16 protein-coding genes and 1 riboswitch are annotated in these 17542 nt (G+C 62.9%); of the genes, 3 read left to right on the top strand and 13 right to left on the bottom strand.

Translation table 11 applies throughout. The features are described 5' to 3' along the window. Positions 1-85: 85 nt before the first annotated feature. The gene (locus C4900_RS02110) at positions 86-1519 is read right to left on the bottom strand and encodes a circularly permuted type 2 ATP-grasp protein (protein WP_114282236.1); all 1434 of its coding nucleotides are present in this window, start codon (positions 1517-1519) and stop codon (positions 86-88) included. 1677 nt (positions 1520-3196) lie between these two features. On the opposite strand from C4900_RS02110, the gene C4900_RS02120 reads away from it, so the two are divergent. Both C4900_RS02120 and C4900_RS02125 read left to right on the top strand, forming a co-directional pair. Further along, the gene (locus C4900_RS02120) at positions 3197-3973 is read left to right on the top strand and encodes a peptidase (RefSeq protein ID WP_065969242.1); all 777 of its coding nucleotides are present in this window, start codon (positions 3197-3199) and stop codon (positions 3971-3973) included. Positions 3974-3979: 6 nt separating this feature from the next. Further along, on the top strand, positions 3980-4858 hold the full coding sequence (locus C4900_RS02125; RefSeq protein WP_114282237.1) for a transglutaminase family protein: 879 nt from the start codon (positions 3980-3982) through the stop codon (positions 4856-4858). A 295-nt stretch (positions 4859-5153) separates the two neighbouring features. Here C4900_RS02125 and C4900_RS02130 read toward each other — a convergent pair whose 3' ends face one another. From C4900_RS02130 to C4900_RS02145, 4 genes are all read right to left on the bottom strand, one after another. Beyond that, positions 5154-5354 carry a hypothetical protein gene (locus tag C4900_RS02130; RefSeq protein ID WP_065969240.1) on the bottom strand — a complete coding sequence of 67 codons (201 nt, stop codon included), beginning with the start codon at positions 5352-5354 and terminating at the stop codon, positions 5154-5156. Between the two features lie 242 nt (positions 5355-5596). After that, a complete protein-coding gene (locus C4900_RS02135; protein ID WP_170132381.1) occupies positions 5597-5947 on the bottom strand; it encodes a DsrE family protein in 351 nt (116 codons plus the stop codon). A gap of 680 nt (positions 5948-6627) precedes the next feature. Beyond that, on the bottom strand, positions 6628-7152 hold the full coding sequence (locus C4900_RS02140; RefSeq protein ID WP_170132382.1) for a YbjN domain-containing protein: 525 nt from the start codon (positions 7150-7152) through the stop codon (positions 6628-6630). 65 nt (positions 7153-7217) lie between these two features. Beyond that, positions 7218-7496, bottom strand: coding sequence for a hypothetical protein (locus tag C4900_RS02145; protein WP_083995675.1), 279 nt, complete (start codon positions 7494-7496; stop codon positions 7218-7220). A 195-nt stretch (positions 7497-7691) separates the two neighbouring features. On the opposite strand from C4900_RS02145, the gene C4900_RS02150 reads away from it, so the two are divergent. Continuing rightward, positions 7692-8168, top strand: coding sequence for a helix-turn-helix domain-containing protein (locus C4900_RS02150; RefSeq protein ID WP_065969236.1), 477 nt, complete (start codon positions 7692-7694; stop codon positions 8166-8168). Positions 8169-8229: 61 nt separating this feature from the next. On the opposite strand, the gene C4900_RS02155 is transcribed toward C4900_RS02150, so the two are convergent. The 8 genes from C4900_RS02155 to C4900_RS02190 form a co-directional block, all read right to left on the bottom strand. Then, a complete protein-coding gene (locus C4900_RS02155; RefSeq protein WP_065969256.1) occupies positions 8230-8550 on the bottom strand; it encodes a DUF190 domain-containing protein in 321 nt (106 codons plus the stop codon). Positions 8551-8656: 106 nt separating this feature from the next. Beyond that, positions 8657-10633 carry a proton-conducting transporter transmembrane domain-containing protein gene (locus C4900_RS02160; RefSeq protein ID WP_065969235.1) on the bottom strand — a complete coding sequence of 659 codons (1977 nt, stop codon included), beginning with the start codon at positions 10631-10633 and terminating at the stop codon, positions 8657-8659. After that, the gene (locus C4900_RS02165) at positions 10623-11411 is read right to left on the bottom strand and encodes an NADH-quinone oxidoreductase subunit B family protein (RefSeq protein WP_065969234.1); all 789 of its coding nucleotides are present in this window, start codon (positions 11409-11411) and stop codon (positions 10623-10625) included. Before C4900_RS02165 ends, C4900_RS02160 begins: the two co-directional genes overlap by 11 nt. 10 nt (positions 11412-11421) lie before the next feature. Next, a complete protein-coding gene (locus C4900_RS02170; protein ID WP_170132383.1) occupies positions 11422-12894 on the bottom strand; it encodes a hydrogenase large subunit in 1473 nt (490 codons plus the stop codon). Next, positions 12891-14345 carry a proton-conducting transporter transmembrane domain-containing protein gene (locus tag C4900_RS02175; RefSeq protein ID WP_065969232.1) on the bottom strand — a complete coding sequence of 485 codons (1455 nt, stop codon included), beginning with the start codon at positions 14343-14345 and terminating at the stop codon, positions 12891-12893. The genes C4900_RS02170 and C4900_RS02175 overlap by 4 nt, the downstream gene beginning before the upstream one ends. Beyond that, positions 14345-15025 carry a hydrogenase gene (locus tag C4900_RS02180; RefSeq protein ID WP_065969231.1) on the bottom strand — a complete coding sequence of 227 codons (681 nt, stop codon included), beginning with the start codon at positions 15023-15025 and terminating at the stop codon, positions 14345-14347. Before C4900_RS02180 ends, C4900_RS02175 begins: the two co-directional genes overlap by 1 nt. Positions 15026-15028: 3 nt before the next feature. After that, complete coding sequence (locus C4900_RS02185) at positions 15029-15973, bottom strand: respiratory chain complex I subunit 1 family protein (protein ID WP_114282239.1); 945 nt, start codon at positions 15971-15973, stop codon at positions 15029-15031. A gap of 37 nt (positions 15974-16010) precedes the next feature. Then, a riboswitch (Fluoride riboswitch) is annotated at positions 16011-16072 on the bottom strand. A 785-nt stretch (positions 16073-16857) separates the two neighbouring features. Then, positions 16858-17526, bottom strand: coding sequence for a c-type cytochrome (locus C4900_RS02190; protein WP_211306723.1), 669 nt, complete (start codon positions 17524-17526; stop codon positions 16858-16860). Between the last annotated feature and the right edge of the window lie 16 nt (positions 17527-17542).

A 17542-nucleotide genomic window follows, 5' to 3' on the forward strand; every position in this document is an offset into this window, starting at 1 on the left:
TACCATAACCCCGGCAAGGCGCATGAAGAGAAATGATCGGCCATCCGAAAAACGCGTGGGCGCCTTCCGCAGATCCGCTGTCCGTCTAGTCATGCAGCACCCACGTATCCTTGCTTCCGCCTCCTTGTGACGAGTTAACAACTAGGGAGCCTTTTTTTAACGCGACCCTTGTAAGGCCGCCGGGGAGGACGTAAATGTCACGTCCATACAAGACATAGGGGCGAAGGTCTACATGTCGACCCTCGAAATGGTCGCCTGCCAAGACAGGCGCCCGAGAAAGGGCGATGGTTGGTTGCGCCACATACCGACGAGGCTCCGCCAAAATGCGTTCCCGGAAGAGGGCAAGCTCCGGCGGGCTGGCGGCGGGGCCTATGAGCATGCCATATCCCCCTGACCCGTCCGTGGCCTTTACCACCATCTTACTTAAATTCGCGAGGACATAGTCTCGCTCTTTCTTCTCATAACAGAGGTAGGTGGGGACGTTGGGTATAAGCGCCTCTTCCCCCAAGTAATACTTGATGATGCGAGGTATGTAGGCGTACAAGGCCTTGTCGTCTGCGACGCCGGTTCCGGGCGCATTGGCAAGTGCCACATTGCCGGCCCGGTAACACTCCATAAGTCCGGGCACGCCAAGGCGCGAATCAGGCCGAAACACGAGAGGATCCAGAAAATCATCGTCGATGCGGCGGTATATCACGTCGACCTTCCTCAGGCCTCTCGTGGTTTTCATATAGGCCACTTTTTTATGGACGACGAGGTCGCGTCCCTCGACAAGTTCGACACCCATCTGCTGGGCCAGGAAGGCATGCTCGAAATAGGCCGAATTATGGATGCCTGGCGTCAACACCACCGTGACCGGGTTGTCTTGTCGGGAAATAGCGAGACATTCGAGTACCTCAAGGAGTCGGCTCGGATAGTCATCTACCGCCCGGACCTTTGAGACATCAAATACCCGAGGAAGAGTGCGTTTAAGGACACGCCTGTTTTGGAGGACGTACGATACGCCGGAAGGGCACCTGAGATTATCCTCCAGGACATAGAATTGGCCGGTCTGGTCGCGAATGAGGTCGGTGCCAGAGATGTGATTCCAGACACCGCGGGGGACGCGCAGATCCTGGCACTCTTTCCGGTAAGCGGGCGCCGATAAAACAAGATCTCTGGGCACTACGCCGTCACGCAGTATCTTTTGCGGTCCGTAAATGTCACCGATAAATAAATTCAAGGCGTGCGCCCGCTGTTTTAGGCCGCGCTCGAGCATCGCCCATTCCGATGACTCAATGATGCGTGGGACAATATCAAATGGGAGGATCTTTTCGGCTCCCTCACTGCCGCCATAGATGGCAAAGGTGATGCCCATGCGGTATAGAGCCGCCTCCGCCAAGGCCTGATAGCGCCCCATTTCGTCTGCTGATAGGCCGCACAAACACTGAAATAAAAGCTTGGACCCAGGGCGCAGATGACCTTCTGAGACAAACGCCTCGTCGTAAAAATTCTCTATCTGGTAGTCCATCCACGCCATACCGGCACCTGTCGTGACTCCCGAGACCCCCAAAGGACGCCCTGCCTTACACCCGTGAATACCGATCACAAGGCAACCTTAAGCAATATGCATGCCGATATGCTGCATGCGCGGGGGTGGTCTGCCTATCCGTCAGTCCGCGATCGCGATGTCAATGCGGCGATTGATGAAGATATGGCCGGAAGTTCTCTGGTATTGCAGGTCGAATGGCTTGTGTCCGCCTGTGGGGGCCCCGCGGTCGGCAATGGAGGAAGGCCGTGACCCCTGGTCGGAAGGCCGCGGTCGAAACCGGCCTCTGCGAGGCGCGAAGTCGGATTTTTCCCGTTAGGCGGGAATGGGCAAGCCTAAGGGAGCGGTGAGCGCCTTGCGTTGTGTGATCGACAAACTGGTCCTGCGCGCATGGAGCGGCTGGGGTGCGCCGGGTCGTGTCTGACATAAGCCTCGAATAAGGCTCGCATAGCCAAGCCACAGCGCGAGAAGCCGTTGTCTATGATCCGGCACGTGCGGTGGGTCCCGCCAGCGGGGCCCACGCATAATCGGCTCGACGAGCCTTTCGGGCGCTGCGATGCCCGGTCCGCCATCGCAGCCCAAGGACTTGGGCGCGATGCACAGCCACCGACGGCCGGTGGCGGAAGTGCGCTCGACTCAGCGGATTGCAAAGGGATTTCAGCGACTTTGCAGGTCACCCGCTCGGCGCCTGGGGTTTTGGGGGTAAACCGCCGCAGATTATGTAGGTATCGAGACATCCGCTATCCAATTGCCGAATATCGGGTCGAGGCCGGCCAGTGTCAGGGGAGGCGCTGCCGCGGGCCTATTCGTGCTCCACAGCCATGGCTATGCCCGTCCCAAGACCGTCCTGCATGAATCCGCCGACGCGCCAGGATGCGGCTCTCTTGTCTGTCGTGGATGCGTTTGTCTTCCCGCGGGCCCCGATCCCTCCTGCGGCGGGGCGGCACGCAGATTAGTGCCTTGATCTCATTGGCGAACCCGGGGCTGGGGACGACCCGAGGGACCCTTTCATCGAGCTCTCCAATGGCTCCGGGAAAATGCGCCTACGGCCGTGACCGACCACTTCGGGCCGGATTCTCAACCGTTCGCTATCCGCATCGCGGCCAGCCTCGCTGGCCGCGATCAGAATCATCTGGGTGTCTGCGACCGCGAAACACCGCGGCGTCTATGTTACGGATCTCCCATACAATTCACCTCCTCTTCTGCCGACAAGACAATCCGGAAGGGGTTTTCCCCCGGCATGCGAGAGCCCTCCTCGGCAGTTTCGTGTCAAGAGGCCGCGCCTGGGGCTTGCGTTCACGATGCGAGATGTGCGGATATGGACCAAAACGACCGCTAGGCCAGATGGATCTCATGAAGCCTGCCGCCAGATATCACGGCGATGGGGGCATGCCGGGGATTGGCGCGCCCCATAATGAGGAATATGCCCATAATGGGGCAAAGATTCCGGGGGCCCTTAGGGGCCGGATGCACGCAGGCCTCTTTACAGGGGGTATCTTTCCGTGTTCCATTCTCGACTGGCTCGGCATTCGAGAATAGCGGCGCTAACAAGAGGCGTCGTGAGGCGCGGCCTGAGGCATGACTCTTGCACAAGATGCGGTTCACATCGTGTCGCTGGGTCAAGCTGATACAGGACCGAGGTAGGTGCACAAGGAGGCCCGGGTATCCATGACGTATTGCTTGGCTATGCGCCTAAAGGAAGGGCTCGTTTTTTGTTCCGATTCCCGGACCAATGCCGGGATAGATAACGTGAGCGCCTACTCTAAAATGCACCGGTTCTCCGTGGAGGGGTCGCGGCACTTCACGCTGCTCTCGGCCGGTAACCTCGCCACGACCCAGGCAGTGGTCAAGAAACTGCGCACCGACATGACGCAATCCGGACCCAGTCTGCGCACGGTATCGACCGTGCAAGAGGCGGTAGACTACGTGGGCGTGGTCAATGCCCTGGTTCAGCGCCAGCAGGCCGAACGCGATGCCGCGCACACCAACTTCGAGGCCACCTTTATCTTCGGGGGCCAGATCGCCGGCCAGAAACCCGAGATCTTCATGGTGTACCCCCAGGGTAACTATATTCACGAGTCCCGCGAGCACCCGTTTTTGCAGATTGGCGAAATCAAGTATGGGAAACCCATACTGGATCGTGTCGTGAGCCCGGAACTGGATCTCGAGCGGGCCGCGCGCTGCGCCCTTGTTTCCATGAACTCGACCATGCGCAGCAACGCCACAGTGGGTCCTCCCATCGACTTACTTATCTACCGGCGGAATGTTTTCGATGAGGGTCGTTTTTTGCACTTAGGGGAGGACGATGCCTTTTTGCAAGCGATCGGCCAGTGCTGGAGCGAAGGCCTCATTCAGGCCCTCGAAACCCTTCCCAAATTTTCCTGGGAAACCGCAGCCGATACCCAGGCGGTAAGCCATGTCTACCCGTTCCCGCCCAACTCTTGAAATCCCATGGATCTTCTGGCCCTTACCCATAACGTCCACTACGACTACCAAAGCCCCGTTTTTCTAGGTCCGCACATCTTCAGGTTAAGCCCGTCATTTCCGTCACGCTTTTGTCTCAAGGACTATTCGCTTCATATTTCACCCCTACCCCAAACGTTGCACTGGCAGTCAGATCTCTTCGGCAACCGAGTGGCGCGCGCCGTATTTGCGGCGCGTACAAGTGCCCTCGATGTTACGATGACGGCGACATTCTGTTGGCAAGAGACAAACCCCCTGGATTTCTTGCTGGAAGGGACGGCCGTCCAATGGCCGCCACTCTACGCCGAGAACCTAGTCTCACCCCTTGCGCCTTACTTACAAGCAACAGAAGATGGCCCGCTTTTTCATGCCTTCGTGGAGAAGCTGCGCGAGGGTCCTGCGTCAACGGTTGCGTTTCTGGCGTACGCCGCGCAGCAAATCGCCGCCACGGTTCGCTACACCTGTCGGCTTGACCCGGGCATACAGGACGTTGAGACCACGCTCGGCAAAGGCACCGGGTCGTGTCGCGACAGCGCTTGGCTGTTCGTCCAAGCCGCGCGGCGCTTGGGATTTGCGACCCGCTTTGTCTCCGGATACCTGATAGAACTCGCCGCCAAGGTGGGGGATAAAGCGTTGGGCGCCGACACGGCAGCCCTTCATGCGTGGGCCGATGTCGTCTTGCCGGGCGCCGGATGGGTAGCAGTAGACCCTACATCGGGACTGTTTGCGGGGGCGGACCACATACCGCTCGCGGCCGCACCGGACCCAGCCCTGGTCGAACCGCTTTTGGGTAGCTGCGAACGGCAGGCTACGCACTGGCACTATTCTCATAGCATACGGAGGCTCGGCCGCTGCGTTGGCCATTGAACTCAAGCGCACCTGTTTCTTGATGGCAAACCTCTTCCGTCGCGCTTGTCGGTTCGCGGCCCGTGGGATGCCCCAGCACTTGCCATACCACGCGGCCTTCTCGGCGGCGCTCGCAAAGCCCTTGACGGGCCGGTTCCAAGCACTCAGCTGATCGCCTCGGTGCCCGCGGTGCGCCGCGCTTGGTCACCCCGATCATGGTGACCGTCACCGGGCCCCAGCGATGCCGACGCCCTCGCCTGACGTCGGCCATTTCCGGGAACCTCTACCGCCAGGGTGCCGAGCGCCGGGGCGTCGCTCAACGCTTCGAGCGCCCGCGCGCAGCCCGCGCGGTCTTCCGGCACGAGCGGGCGACCGCCATGCGGCCGGCACTGTTCGTGCGCGCCCGGATCAGATACGGGGCGCGCAGTTCATTGGCGCGCGTCAGGAATTCGAAGAAATCCGATCCCCGATCCGCGATCGTGACGACGGGCACGCCCAGCCGTTTCTTTGAGCGCAATGCGCCCCTTCGAGCTTTTCTTTCTCCTCGATCGCCGTGACCTGCAGGCGCTCGATCTTCTCCTGATAGTGCCCCTTCCGGGACTGCGCACCGCGCCCAGAGGCTCTGGCTCGGGATCCCGAGCGCTACCCCAAGGTCGTGAAGGTAAGCGCGTTGGGCATGACGAGGCCCCGGTCATGCGCCTCGTTGCCCTTGCCAAAGGGAAGGGCACATACCCTACCCCTTCTGGCCTCAGTGCCGCATTATGGTTTCAAGGCCACATAACCCTGCATCTCCTTGCGGGCGATCTCAAGGACGCCAGCCGGCACTACGCGCGCGAACGCAAAGATGTCCTTGCGCGTCAGGTGATTGGCGAGCATGGCGTTGTGGCACGCACGAATCTTCAGGCCATGGGCGGCGAGCTGCGTGAGCGCCATCCGGTTATGGGCGTCACTCCAAATCGACAGCATGCGTATCCCGGGCCCGAAAGCGACGAGCTCCAGGCGATAACGCCGGGGATTCTTGCCGAATGCCTTCTCGATATTGCTCAGGACCGCAACGGCATAATTCCACCGGGCGGGCGCGGCACTATCGACTTCTATCACGGCCTTCAATACCTTCCCTCGGAAGAATGTGGGTGTCGGCAAAGGATGGCTATTATAAAAGGCCGGGTAATTATTGTAGGATGCGGGGCCGTAACGTAGCGCCCATGCCTGTGGTAACGTTAGAAAAACCATGACAATGCCGACTAATAAAGCTTTACACGACCGTAACGGATAGGCGCACATGATTTGTCTCCCCTCATCGGCTTATAATGGTAATCGCGGGCTTTTTGCCTCTTTAATCCCCTACAAGGCTCGCTCACGCTAGCCCCATGAGGAGGGTCCAGTCAATATCGAGCCCCTTCTCACATAAAATAACAGGCTTGGCAAACTGGGCGCGGCTAGGTATGGGTCTAGAGGGCGAGCGTCAGGGTCACCCGTCACCTATCGGTCCTAGCCGGGCATCGAACGGGCGGTTTGCGGACCCGCCATCTGCGGGGTCAACATGCACCCGCTGGCGTTTGGTCAGGTGGTGCCGTTTCTGAAGCGCACCACGTATCACCGCCCAGGACCTTTGCGGTCTTGGCGGTGTAGTCGCCCGAGCGCGGGCCACCGGTCGGATCCGTCCGTCCGGCATTGTCTTGCCGAAACACGGCATCAAGCGCCGCAGGATGTTGTGCGGGCCCCCTGGAGCCAGCGCCAGAACTGTGTCAGTCGGCAAGAAGCTTACCCGCTTTAGCGGGGTGAGAGCATCACTGCAAAGGACCGTCGGCCGCCGTGTCACTATCTGCGTCGATCTTGTCGGCCTCGGTGATCACCTGTAAGGGGGGCTGGTCGCCGAAGGCGATCGCCATGACCTCGGGAACGGCGCGATCCATCATTTCCAGTGCGGTTATGAGGTTGGCCTGGACGATTTCTGGGGTCGCGAGCGAGTCTCCAAGCAGGGCACTGATACGGTATTGGACCTCACCGTCGCCATGATCGAGGTAATAGGCGCCGACCCTTAGCGTGTAGTTGCGGCGGACGATCCATTCCGACACTTCTCCGAACCGCGTTTTGGGTACATAGCTCGGTGCCGCGACGGTGATGGTCAGGCATCGCCAGCCCTCTTCATCTTCAGTGTGGATCTGACAGGACAGGATGCCGCTGCCGGCAGACAGGCGCAGGACGATATATTCTGTGTCCAACGCCTGATAGCTCACATCCATGTCATCCAGGACGGCGGTCACGATGTTCTGCAGACCTGGATAATTCTCGATATTGCTGGCATCCATCATGTATTCCTCGTGCATTTTATTGGGGTAAAGGCGGCCGACGGGGGCGCCTTTCCGCGACGGGCCGGTCAGCTATGCCAGCCGCACTTGTGACACTTATGACCGGAGTCGAAAAGCCCTCCAATGGTCTCGCCGACCTTGGCGCCGGCGGTGAGGCCGGCGAGACCACCCGCGACGGCGCCAACTACGCCGCCAATGGCGGTGCCGAGCACGGGGATGACGGAGCCTACCGTGGCCCCGAGCGCCGCGCCATCAACGGCCCCGGTGGCCACGCCGACCGTACCAGCCAGCCCGCCCACGACGGCGCCTGCGCGCCGTCCGCGGTCGCGCCCGGTTGTGTCTTCCATCACGTGATCATCGGTCCCACAGCGGGGGCATTTGGGTGTTTTCATGGTGCGCCAACCTCGTGGTGCGTACTATGAATCGGACCCTACAGCAAAGTTGCACGATACGCAAGTTCGTTCTCTATGCATAGTGAGCCATTAGAGATAAGATGGAGACGACGCCATATTGCGCAAGGCAGGAAGTTAGCGGAGCAAACCATGAGTGAGGAAAAGGGATCGGAACAGCAACCTACGCTGGTGGCGACTTCACGTGCCGTCCTCGGATATGTCTTGGCGGAGCTCCGGCGCCGGCGCAAGCTCACGCAGGCGCAGTTTGCCGAGCAGCTGGGGCTCGCGGGCTCGACCTGGTCGCGGGTGGAGAAGGGCGAGACATCGCTTACGGTGGAGCAACTGCGCGCGGCGGCCGATCGCCTGGGGGTTAGTGCCGCGAGTCTCTTGAATTTGGCCGCGAAAGGTGAAGAGGCGGTGCGGCGCTACGGCAAGGTGATCGGCACACCCAAGACCGAGCGCAGGGGGGTCGGCGCCTTGTCCGGTGTGGTCGGCGCCATGCCCGGCACATTTTACGCCGGGATTCTCCCGCTGATCGGGGCCACGCTCGGGGCCATCTTGGGCGAGGCGCTCGGCGCGGCCATCGAAAAGGCCTTGGCGACGGGCACGTCTCCCCCCACCGACTGAACAAGGAGGGGCGGCGGGTGGTTCACGGCGCTCACGGTGCGACTCACCCACCCTAAAGCCGCTACTCCGCGCAGTCACACATCGCCTGCCAGCGTACGATATGCCCCGGAGGCACCATCTTCTGCAAAAGTGGCATGACCGCGTCGATGGTCGCGGGCTCATCGAAAAACTCCAGGACCAGTGGCAGGTGCACGGTCATGCGTAAAAGGTCCGCGGAATGCACCGTCCCCTTGGCCCCGAAGCCCGCGATGCCGCGGAATACCGTCACCCCATGCACGCGGTGTTCGTCGTGCAAAAGCGAAAAGATCTCCTGCATCAGGCTGTGCCCCTCGAGCTTGTCGCCTTCCTTGATGTAGATGCGCACCATCGATATGGTTTTCATGGGTTCTCCGCCCTCCATACGCCATTGTGGGGGTCCATGATAGGCCACGCGATGCGCGCGCGCATCATCGATCACGGTCCTGTCCTCGGCGGCCGGCCGCCGCGCCCTATCTCCAGAAGACCGAGCCGAGTACCAAGAGCAGCAGGATCCCGATATACGCCAGGTAGGCATTCATGGATCCGCGCTGCAGGATGCTTGCGCGTTGTGCCAGGGCGCGTACGAGGCGGGTGGCGGGCGTAAAGAGGGTGGGGCCGAACAAGGCGGTCTGGCCGTACTCGAAACGCACCGCCTTGATGAAATACGGCCGCTTCTCGATGCGCCGCTCGGCTATGGTCCGTGGCCGGTATACGAAGCTATACAATTCGCGCAGCGCATTGGAGAACGCGAGCGCGGTGGTGGCGCTGGCTTGCGGGAGGGTACGCAGCCCGTGTGCCCAGATCGGTGCGACGCGCCGCCCGGACCTCATGCCGAAGGCCAGGAGGGCGAGCGGTATCAGTGCCAGGAGCGGCCCCACGATGACGAGTAGGGTCGGGGAAATGAACGCGAAATGGGGGTCCAGGGGCACGAGCATGAGGCCATGGACGAGCCGGGCCGCGGCCTGCCCGCTGTGCGCAAGCCGGCTATGTATAAGTCCCTGGATCCACCACGGCATGCCGACCGCGTACCCGAGGACCGCAAGCCCCAGGACCAGGATCGTGCCTCTGCGGCGTGCCGTCCCCACCGGGCCGGATACCCCATTCTTGCCGAGCAGGCCGACGCCAAACAGCTTGGCCATGGTGGCAAGCGCAATGGCGGCGGTGAGCGCAAGCCCGGCACCGGCGAACGCCAGCGCGATCTGTGCCAAGGCGCCGTGGAGGCGAAAGTCCTGGAAGACCGTCTGAAACAGGTACCACTCGCTGACAAAGCCGGCCTGCGGGGGCAGGGCGGCAAGACTCATCACTGCGCACAAGGCGCCAACGCCCAGGGTCCATGGACTCTGGGCGAGCACACGACTTTGGGCGATGTGATAATGACCACGCGTCTCGCGGACGTGGTCGGCCGACAGCATGAGCGTGCCTTTGGCCAGGCTATGGCCCCCGAGATGCAAAAGTCCGACCGTGAAGGCGAATCCCTCGAGGAGCGGCAGGTGATCCCGGCGAAACAGTACGGCAGCCCCCAGGGCGACCACGGCCACGGCGGCATTTTCGGCAGACGAGAACGCCAGCAGGCGTCGCCAGTCCTCCTGCTGGAAGGCATAGAGGATCGCGAGCACGGCAGTCAATGTCCCGATGACCACCAGCAGCGCGCCGAAGGCGGTCAGCCCGGGAAACCGTGGCAACCACTGAAAGACCCCGCGCGCGAGACCAAACCACGCGGCGTTCAGTATCACCCCGGACAACAGTGTCCCGGTGGCGCCGCTCGCCGATCCGTAGGCGGCCGGATACCATTCGTAAAACGGCAGCAGGCCCAGCTTGGCGCCAAAGCCTACGATCAGCAGCACCCCGGTCACGAAGATCAGGCCATCGGGGGCCTGCCGGAGCGTGACAGGCCACGACGCGAATGCCGGATGGCGGGCGCCCAGAATCAGGATCGCCGCCAACAGGGCCACCGACCCCACCTCGAGCAACGCCAGCATAAACAACGCCGCGCGTCCGTTCTGTGGCACGGGACCTTGGCGGTCGCCGAGCAGCAGGGCGGCGCCGCCCAGGCTCATGAGCTCCCAGGCGATCAGAAAGGACACCCCGTCTTGCAGGCCCGCGACCCCGAGCGCGCCCAGCAAAGACAGGGCGGCGCCGCTCGTCCACAGGCGCGGGCGGTGGGCGGGCGTCCCGGCGCAAACCGCGGCTAGGGCCGCCACGAGGCCCCAACCCAGCAGCCAGGCGGCGGCCGGATCGATGCGAAAGCGCACGAAGATGGCGCCGGAGGTAAACAGCGAGGCCGTTGTGGAATGAGCGCTGAAGGCACCGGCCAGGCATCCGCCGAGGGCCGCGACGATGCCGAGCGCAAGCGCCCCGTGGGATGCGGACTGTGACCGGCAGGAGGCGGCAAAGAGCAGGGCAAGGCCCCAAAAAAGTGCCGCGACGCAAAATAGATCAAGGCTCATAGCGGCCTCCGTGCACGCGCACCGGCATGCGGTCCTGCAAGATGAGCAGCGCATGGATGAGCGCCGCCGGATTCGGTGGGCAGCCCGGCAGCCACACATCCACGGGGATCAGGGGCGACAGGCCGTGGCCGCCGCCATAGCCACCCTCGAACGGCGCCCCCGATACCGCGCACGTGCCGGTGGCGATCACGAAACGCGGCTCGGGCATGGCCTCGTAGGCCGCCTGGAGCGGCGCGCGCATGGCCTCGATGACCGGACCCGTGACCAGCAGGACGTCGGCGAATCGCGGCGAGGGCGTAAAGAAGATCCCCAGCCTGTGAAGATTGTAGAAGGGGTTATTGAGTGCCGCGATCTCCGATTCGCAGCCATTGCACGAGCCGGCGTCGACATGGCGAATATGCAGGCTCTTGGCAAACGCCCCGGTCGCCGGCGCCGGACGCGGCGCGGCCGATGGCGACTCCCGGCCACGCCAGACGAGATCGTCGCGATCGCGCACCGCAAACGCCCAGTCGAACGAGGCCTCCAGAGTCCCCTCGGGGCACGCCTCGACGCACGCCTGACAGGCGATGCAGCGGCCGTAATCCAGGGCGACATCCGATCCCTGGCCGGATAGCGCCGCAGTGGGACAGCACGCGACGCACGACTGGCAGTCGGGCTTGCAATGGCTGGGATCCAGTCGCGGCATCCCGTACACCCCGGCCTGGCCGTCCGGTCCGCGCCCCGGCCACCGCGCGGTTGCCGTCCCAGCCTTAAGTCCCGTCCATGTCCATAATGGCATACGACCCCCTTCAGCGATCCGCGCCGGCGATGGTGAGCCCGAAGCTCGCCTCGTTGATGGCGTAGTCCATCATGTTGCTGCCATGCACCGTAAACGGAAAGACCCGCCAGTTCGAGAAAGACGGAGACTTGATCTTGACGCGCGCCAATCGGCCCTCCTCTATGTGGACTGCATAGAAGAGCGAGCCGCGCGGGGTCTCGCACCAGCCCAGGCCCTCGCCCGATGCCTGCGGTGGGATCTGTGCGCGTATCGCCCCAGGCGCCAGGCGTGCCGAGGCCTGGGCGGCCAGGGCCAGGGCCTCGCGTAGCGCTTCGCCGCGCACGTCCGCGCGCGCCTTGGCGTCGCCCGTTTCGCGCACCGGTACCAGAAAGCGCAGAAGCTCGTAGGCGGCATAGGGATGATCGCGGCGCATATCACGGTCGAGCCCCGACGCCCGCGCCACCGGACCGGTAGCGCCCTGGTCAAAGGCGGCAGCCGACCCCAGGACCCCGGTCCCGATCAGGCGGTCGAGGTAACTGGCGGTGCGGTTCAGGCGGTCGAGATAGGCGCGAGCCTCATGGCCAAGTTCAGTGAGCAGGGAGTCGAGGCCTTGGGTATCGATGTCATGGCGGACCCCGCCCACGCACAGTAGATGGCGCAGGAAACGCGAGCCCGTAAGCCGCCCGGCGATTTGTTTGATGCGTTCTTCGAGCAGCTCGCCCTCGGCGGACGCCACTTTGAGGGTCGTGGTCTTTGCGAGCAGTGCGAAATAATGAAAGTGGTTGTAGAGTCGCTCGATCTCGGCCAGTAGGGTGCGCAAGAGCTGGGCCCGTGGCGGCACGTCGATGCCAAGCGCCGCCTCGACCGCCTGACAATAGGCGAGCGCATGACAGACGCTGCCCACGCCCGATACGCGCTCGGCAAGGTAAACGCCGGCGGCCGCCGGCAGTCCCTGGAATCGGCGTTCCACGCCTCGATGCTTATAGCCGAGTCGCGCATGGTAGTGGATGATGGCCTCGCCGATATACGAGAAATGAAACTCGCCGGTCTCCACGACGTCCCCGCGAACCGGGCCCCATACCAGGTCCTGCACCTGGTCGGCCTCGATCTCGGGCATGGTGGGTGTCGCCGTCTCGCCGGACCATGTCGGTTCCCCGGCGTCTGCACCAAGCGGTGGGATGGATAGGTGGCGGCCTTCATGGATCAGTAGCGGGTAGGGTTCCGGGTGTCCTGTGACCTCGATCCCCGACAACTCGCGCATCTCCCGCTCATACCAACCCAGTAGCGGCACCATCGGGGCGAGCGAGGGCACGGTGCGGGCGCCGGGGATGCGTAGCAGGAGGAACGGGCGCCCGCGTCCGCGGTTGATGAGATAAAGGACCTCCGGGCCGTGCGGCGTCGGTCGCGCATAGGCCATCTCGAAGCGATGCCCATCGCCTTGCGCGGTCTGCGCCGCCGGCAGCAGCCCCTCGGCCGACAGCGTACGTTCCTCGCAGCCGTTCATCGTATCACCTGCGCGGCGTGCGCGAAGAACCGCCACAAGAGCGGAGGCCACCAAAGCCCGAGAATCGTCAAGGGTATCAGGGCAAGCCACAGGGGCGCTGTCATCCAGACGCCCAAGGCGAGCCGTGGTTCATGCCCCTGGGCCGGCGCGGGACCGGCCACCATGCGCCGGAAGTGCGCCAGAAAGCCTATGAAGATCACGATCAGAAGCAACGCCATCAGCGCCACCGCCCAGGTGTTCGGGCCCTCCATGCCGGCGCGCAGGATCGCCATCTCCCCCTGAAAGGGTCCGAACGGCGGGGCGCCGGTGATGGCAATGGCCCCCAGCAGCCAGATCGTGCCGGTCACGGGATAGAACTGCAGGATCCGACGCATGACCCTCATATCCTTGCTTTGGTAGGCGCGCATCATGTTGCCGGCGCCAAAGAACATGAGCGATTTGTTGAGGGCGTGGTTTAGCATCTGGTACATGGCGCCGGCGATCCCAAGCACGCCACCGAACCCGAAGCCCAGTGCTATGACCCCCATGTGCTCGATGCTCGAGTAGGCCATGAGGCGTTTGGCGCCCGTCTGTCGGACTATGAAGAGCGCGGCCACGAGCAGTGACAGCGCGCCCAGAACACAGAGCGCATCGTGGCCGGCGGCGCCGAGCCCCCCGGCATCGATTACCGTCAGGAACCGTACCACGCCGAGCATGGCGGTATTGAGCAACGCACCCGAGAGCAGCGCCGAGACCGGGGCCGGGCCTTCGCTGTGGGCATCCGGCAACCAGGTGTGCATGGGCGCGAGACCGACCTTGGTGCCGAAACCTATGAGCGTCAGAAGGAAGGCGAGCAACAGCAGGGGGTGCGGGGCATGCGGGGCCATGAGGCGCAGGCGATGCCAAGTCATGTCATAGACCGGACCGAACGAAAAGGTGCCGGCCCAGTAGAAGAGGATGATCCCCAAGAGCGCGAGCGAGAGCCCGGCCGAGACGATGATGATGTACTTCCAGGCGGCCTCGGCGCTCTCGGCCGCGCGTTCGAAGCCGACCAGGAAGGCGCTCACGATGGTGGTGAGGTCGATGACGATCCAGTAGATGCCGGGGTTATTCATAAACGGCGCGACCACCATGGTCAGCGCGAATCCGGCAAAGAGCGCGTAGAACCACGGCAGACGCGTGGCCTCTTCGGTGAGCAGGCGCATATAGCCTACGGCGTATATCGACGCCAGCGTGTAGACGATCGTAACGCATAACACTACCCACAGACCCAGGGGGGTCGCCAGCAGGAAGTGGTCGCCGAAGACCACCGGGTGCGCCGGGCCGCGCGCGAGCAAGGCGAGGCTTAGGCCGAGGGTGGTGATGGCGGCGGCGAGATTCAGGAACGCCGCAGGCCGCGGCCGGCGAGAGATAAGTATGAGGACGATGGCAAGCGCGGGGGCAAGCCATAGCCCAAGGACGAGGCCTGCCATCAACCCACCAGCCTTTGCAGATGCCGGCTGCTCGTGGTCCCGGCATGGCGCTGCAGATAACGCATGAGGATGCCAAACGTAAGGACGATGATAAGGAGGTCGAACAAAATCACGAGCTCGAGCAGGAGCGGCATACCCGGGACTAGAATCTGCGAGCCCAGGAATATGCCATTTTCGATGACGAGCAGCCCGAGGATGTGGCTTATGGCCTCCGAACGCAGGATCATCATGAGAAAGCCGATTAGCTTCAGGCTCAGCATGCAGGTCAGGGCCAATAGGACGATGCGGTCGTCCGAGGTGATGCGCGTACCCAGGTGACGCGCCACCAGAAAGGCCGCGATCACGAGCACGGTGCCGAGAACGAGGCTCGACGAGGGGCGCAGGAGGGCCGTGAATTCACGCTCCAGGTGCAGGCTCGTCATAAGACGCAATAGCAGGTAAGGGAGCAGGCTTCCGCGAAACAGCGCGGTCAGGGCGGCGATGATGTAAAGCTCCTGATAATGGCCGAAGTAGGCGACCGCCGCGGACAGGGCGGCAATCGTCCAGGATTCGAGCGCGAAGGCATAGATGTGGTTCTTCAGCCAATGGGAGCCGAGCATGACGAAGGACAGAAACAGGCTCACGATGGCGAGCACGGTAAAGAGCGAGGCGGCGAGCGGTCCTATGGCGAAAGTTGGCATGGGTCAGACCTTGTAGGCGACGATCGCGAGCACCGCGAACAGAAACGAGGCGGCGAGCGGCTCTTGGTAGCGGTAGAAGCGCAATCGCGCCTGGGCGGTGTCTATGACCGCCATGAACAGCCCAAGCGTTGCGTACTTGACGAGAATCCACGCGACCGCCATCAAAAGGTCGACCGGATGCCCTGAAGTGGCGAGACCCCACGGAAACAGAAAGACATTCAGGAATATGGTGTAGAGGATGAACTGCTTCATCCATGACGCCCAGCGCAACAACGCCAGCAGCGGTCCCGAATATTCCAGGACGCGCGCCTCGTCGATCATGTAGATCTCGTAGGGTATGGTCGAGTGGATGGGCAGGCGGTCGGTCTCGACCGTAAGCAGGATGAAAAACGCCGCCACCAGAAAGACATGGACCGGGCCCCAGTACGCCACCGGGTCCTTGGCCAGTAGGTGATTGGCGACGAATGGCAGCATGGCGTGATCCAGGAAGGTGATGCCGACGAATACCAGGATCAGGGTCGGCTCGGCGAGGATCGCGAGCATGGCCGCGCGGCTTGCGCCAAGCCCCCCGAACGGCTGCCCAGAGTCGAGGCCGGCGAGCAGGATCATGAAATTCCCGAGGGTGAGGATGAGGCCGCCGCCCAGGATGTCGCCCATATCGGAGAGCGGCAGCGGGTAGTTGGTGAGAACCGGAATCAGCAGGGGCACGATCAGCATCACCGTGAAGGCGATGACGGGCGCCGCCCAGAATATCCCCGAGGCCGATTCGGGGGTCAGTTGCTCCTTATGGAGAAGTTTCCAAAGGTCACGGTAGGGCTGGAAGATCGAGGGGCCACGGCCGCGCTGGATACGTTCCTCGGCGGTGGCGATAAAGCCGTGCAGCAGTGGCGCAAGGGCCAATGTGATAAATACTTGGCCGCACTGTACGATAACGGGGTTCAGAACCATAAGTCTCCGTCGATACCCTTACATCCCGCGCTCGGCAGGTCATTCAGGAGTCATCAGCCCAGAGGCGGTTATACGGCGAACCCCATCGCCCTTTGGCTCAAGGATACAAGACCCGCCCCGACTGTCAAGCTGACCCCTGACCAGGTCGTGAGGCGCCGATGGCATCGATACCGGTTTCAAAACGCGGGTGCTGTGTCTGCAAGGCTATCGGCAAGAAAAGAGGGGGCCCACCCCCCCCGCGAGGCGATAGAAGCCGTTCACCAGAGGGACCACGCCGGGTTGTAGAAAGTATGCCGCGCGACGCCCTCGCGCTCTCGCCATCGCATCCTGTGCAGGCCGCCTTATTGCTCTCTAAGCGCGGTGCGTTCTTCCGAAAGCGAGGCGGCCCTTGGCGCGCTCACCCATGGCCGGGTCACCGCGGCTTTGCACCATGCGATAGTCGGTCGCATCAGGCACCGCGTAGCCTGATACAGGGCCCTCGGCCGACCGGCAGGGAGCGACCCGGACAGCGGGCCCCAGGTGCGCGGCAGATCGCCCAGGTGCTGGTGGTCCGCCACGGATCGATCACGCGTGCGTGGTGAGATAAGGTGTGCACGGGGCTGCATCGTTCAGAATATCCATTCCCGCGATGTCGCAGACATAGATCATGCGCCCAGGGCATCGAGGGTGTTTGTGATGGCGGTCTTTGTCCTATTTGGGCGCGGCGGATGGGCTTATGGCGAGGCGGCACACACGGCCCGGGGCATCGGGGGGTATTGCGTGGAGGTCCTGACATGGGCCCGCGCCCGCCTCTCTTGATCGGGCTTCCCGGGGCTTAAGGGTTCCGTCATGCGGCCCGGCGCCCCCTTGTGGCGCCGGGCCGGTCCTACTTCCTGCGGATCGTCTTACAACGACGACAGATACGCGGCCACCTCCTTCATCTGCGGCACGGTGATGTTCTTCGCGATCTGGTTCATGAGCTCGTTCTTGCGCGTCCCATTATGGAAGTACGTCAGCTGCTGGACGATGTAGCGGTAGCGCTGTCCGGCGATATCCGGGAACGTGCTGGCACCCTGGGCATTGGCCCCATGGCACTCCATGCATGCCGGGATCTGCTCGGAGGTCACGCCGTTCATGAAGATCGCCTTGCCGGCCTTGGCGCCGGCATGATGCACGCCGCTTGCCTGCATGCGCGGGCGCTGCGCTGCGAAGTAGCTCGCCACCTGGTCGATCTGGCCTGTGGTCAACCCCTGGGCCACCGGGGCCATGTAGATGTTGCCGTTCTGGTCGGCGCGGTGGCCGTTGCGGAACTGCTTCAGCTGCATGACGAGATAGGCCTTATGCTGGCCGGCCAGCCGCGGGATGATGTTATAGTCGGTGCTCGCCCCGTGCATGCCGTGACATACCGCGCAGTCGCTGCTCACGCGATAGGGCGTGGGCCCCGACACCACCTTGGTCTTGGTGGCCGCCCCGGCGACCCCCGCCATGGCCAACAACACCGCCGCCGCCACCGGGCGCCAGACGGTCCCCATGGAGGGTCGCTTCGATTCCTGTGTCTGTGAATGGTTTGTCATAATCCGCATCCTTCCC

It is taken from the genome of Acidiferrobacter thiooxydans (assembly GCF_003333315.1).
GTDB classification, from domain to species: Bacteria; Pseudomonadota; Gammaproteobacteria; order Acidiferrobacterales; family Acidiferrobacteraceae; genus Acidiferrobacter; species Acidiferrobacter thiooxydans.

Excerpts from the sequence above, each read along its gene's own strand:
- C4900_RS02110 (WP_114282236.1), bottom strand. The coding sequence starts at position 1,519 with ATGGCGTGGATGGACTACCAGATAGAGAATTTTTACGACGAGGCGTTT.
- C4900_RS02120 (WP_065969242.1), top strand. The coding sequence starts at position 3,197 with ATGACGTATTGCTTGGCTATGCGCCTAAAGGAAGGGCTCGTTTTTTGT.
- C4900_RS02125 (WP_114282237.1), top strand. The coding sequence starts at position 3,980 with ATGGATCTTCTGGCCCTTACCCATAACGTCCACTACGACTACCAAAGC.
- C4900_RS02140 (WP_170132382.1), bottom strand. The coding sequence starts at position 7,152 with ATGATGGATGCCAGCAATATCGAGAATTATCCAGGTCTGCAGAACATC.
- C4900_RS02145 (WP_083995675.1), bottom strand. The coding sequence starts at position 7,496 with ATGGAAGACACAACCGGGCGCGACCGCGGACGGCGCGCAGGCGCCGTC.
- C4900_RS02150 (WP_065969236.1), top strand. The coding sequence starts at position 7,692 with ATGAGTGAGGAAAAGGGATCGGAACAGCAACCTACGCTGGTGGCGACT.
- C4900_RS02155 (WP_065969256.1), bottom strand. The coding sequence starts at position 8,550 with ATGAAAACCATATCGATGGTGCGCATCTACATCAAGGAAGGCGACAAG.
- C4900_RS02160 (WP_065969235.1), bottom strand. The coding sequence starts at position 10,633 with ATGAGCCTTGATCTATTTTGCGTCGCGGCACTTTTTTGGGGCCTTGCC.
- C4900_RS02165 (WP_065969234.1), bottom strand. The coding sequence starts at position 11,411 with ATGCCATTATGGACATGGACGGGACTTAAGGCTGGGACGGCAACCGCG.
- C4900_RS02170 (WP_170132383.1), bottom strand. The coding sequence starts at position 12,894 with ATGAACGGCTGCGAGGAACGTACGCTGTCGGCCGAGGGGCTGCTGCCG.
- C4900_RS02175 (WP_065969232.1), bottom strand. The coding sequence starts at position 14,345 with ATGGCAGGCCTCGTCCTTGGGCTATGGCTTGCCCCCGCGCTTGCCATC.
- C4900_RS02180 (WP_065969231.1), bottom strand. The coding sequence starts at position 15,025 with ATGCCAACTTTCGCCATAGGACCGCTCGCCGCCTCGCTCTTTACCGTG.
- C4900_RS02185 (WP_114282239.1), bottom strand. The coding sequence starts at position 15,973 with ATGGTTCTGAACCCCGTTATCGTACAGTGCGGCCAAGTATTTATCACA.
- C4900_RS02190 (WP_211306723.1), bottom strand. The coding sequence starts at position 17,526 with ATGACAAACCATTCACAGACACAGGAATCGAAGCGACCCTCCATGGGG.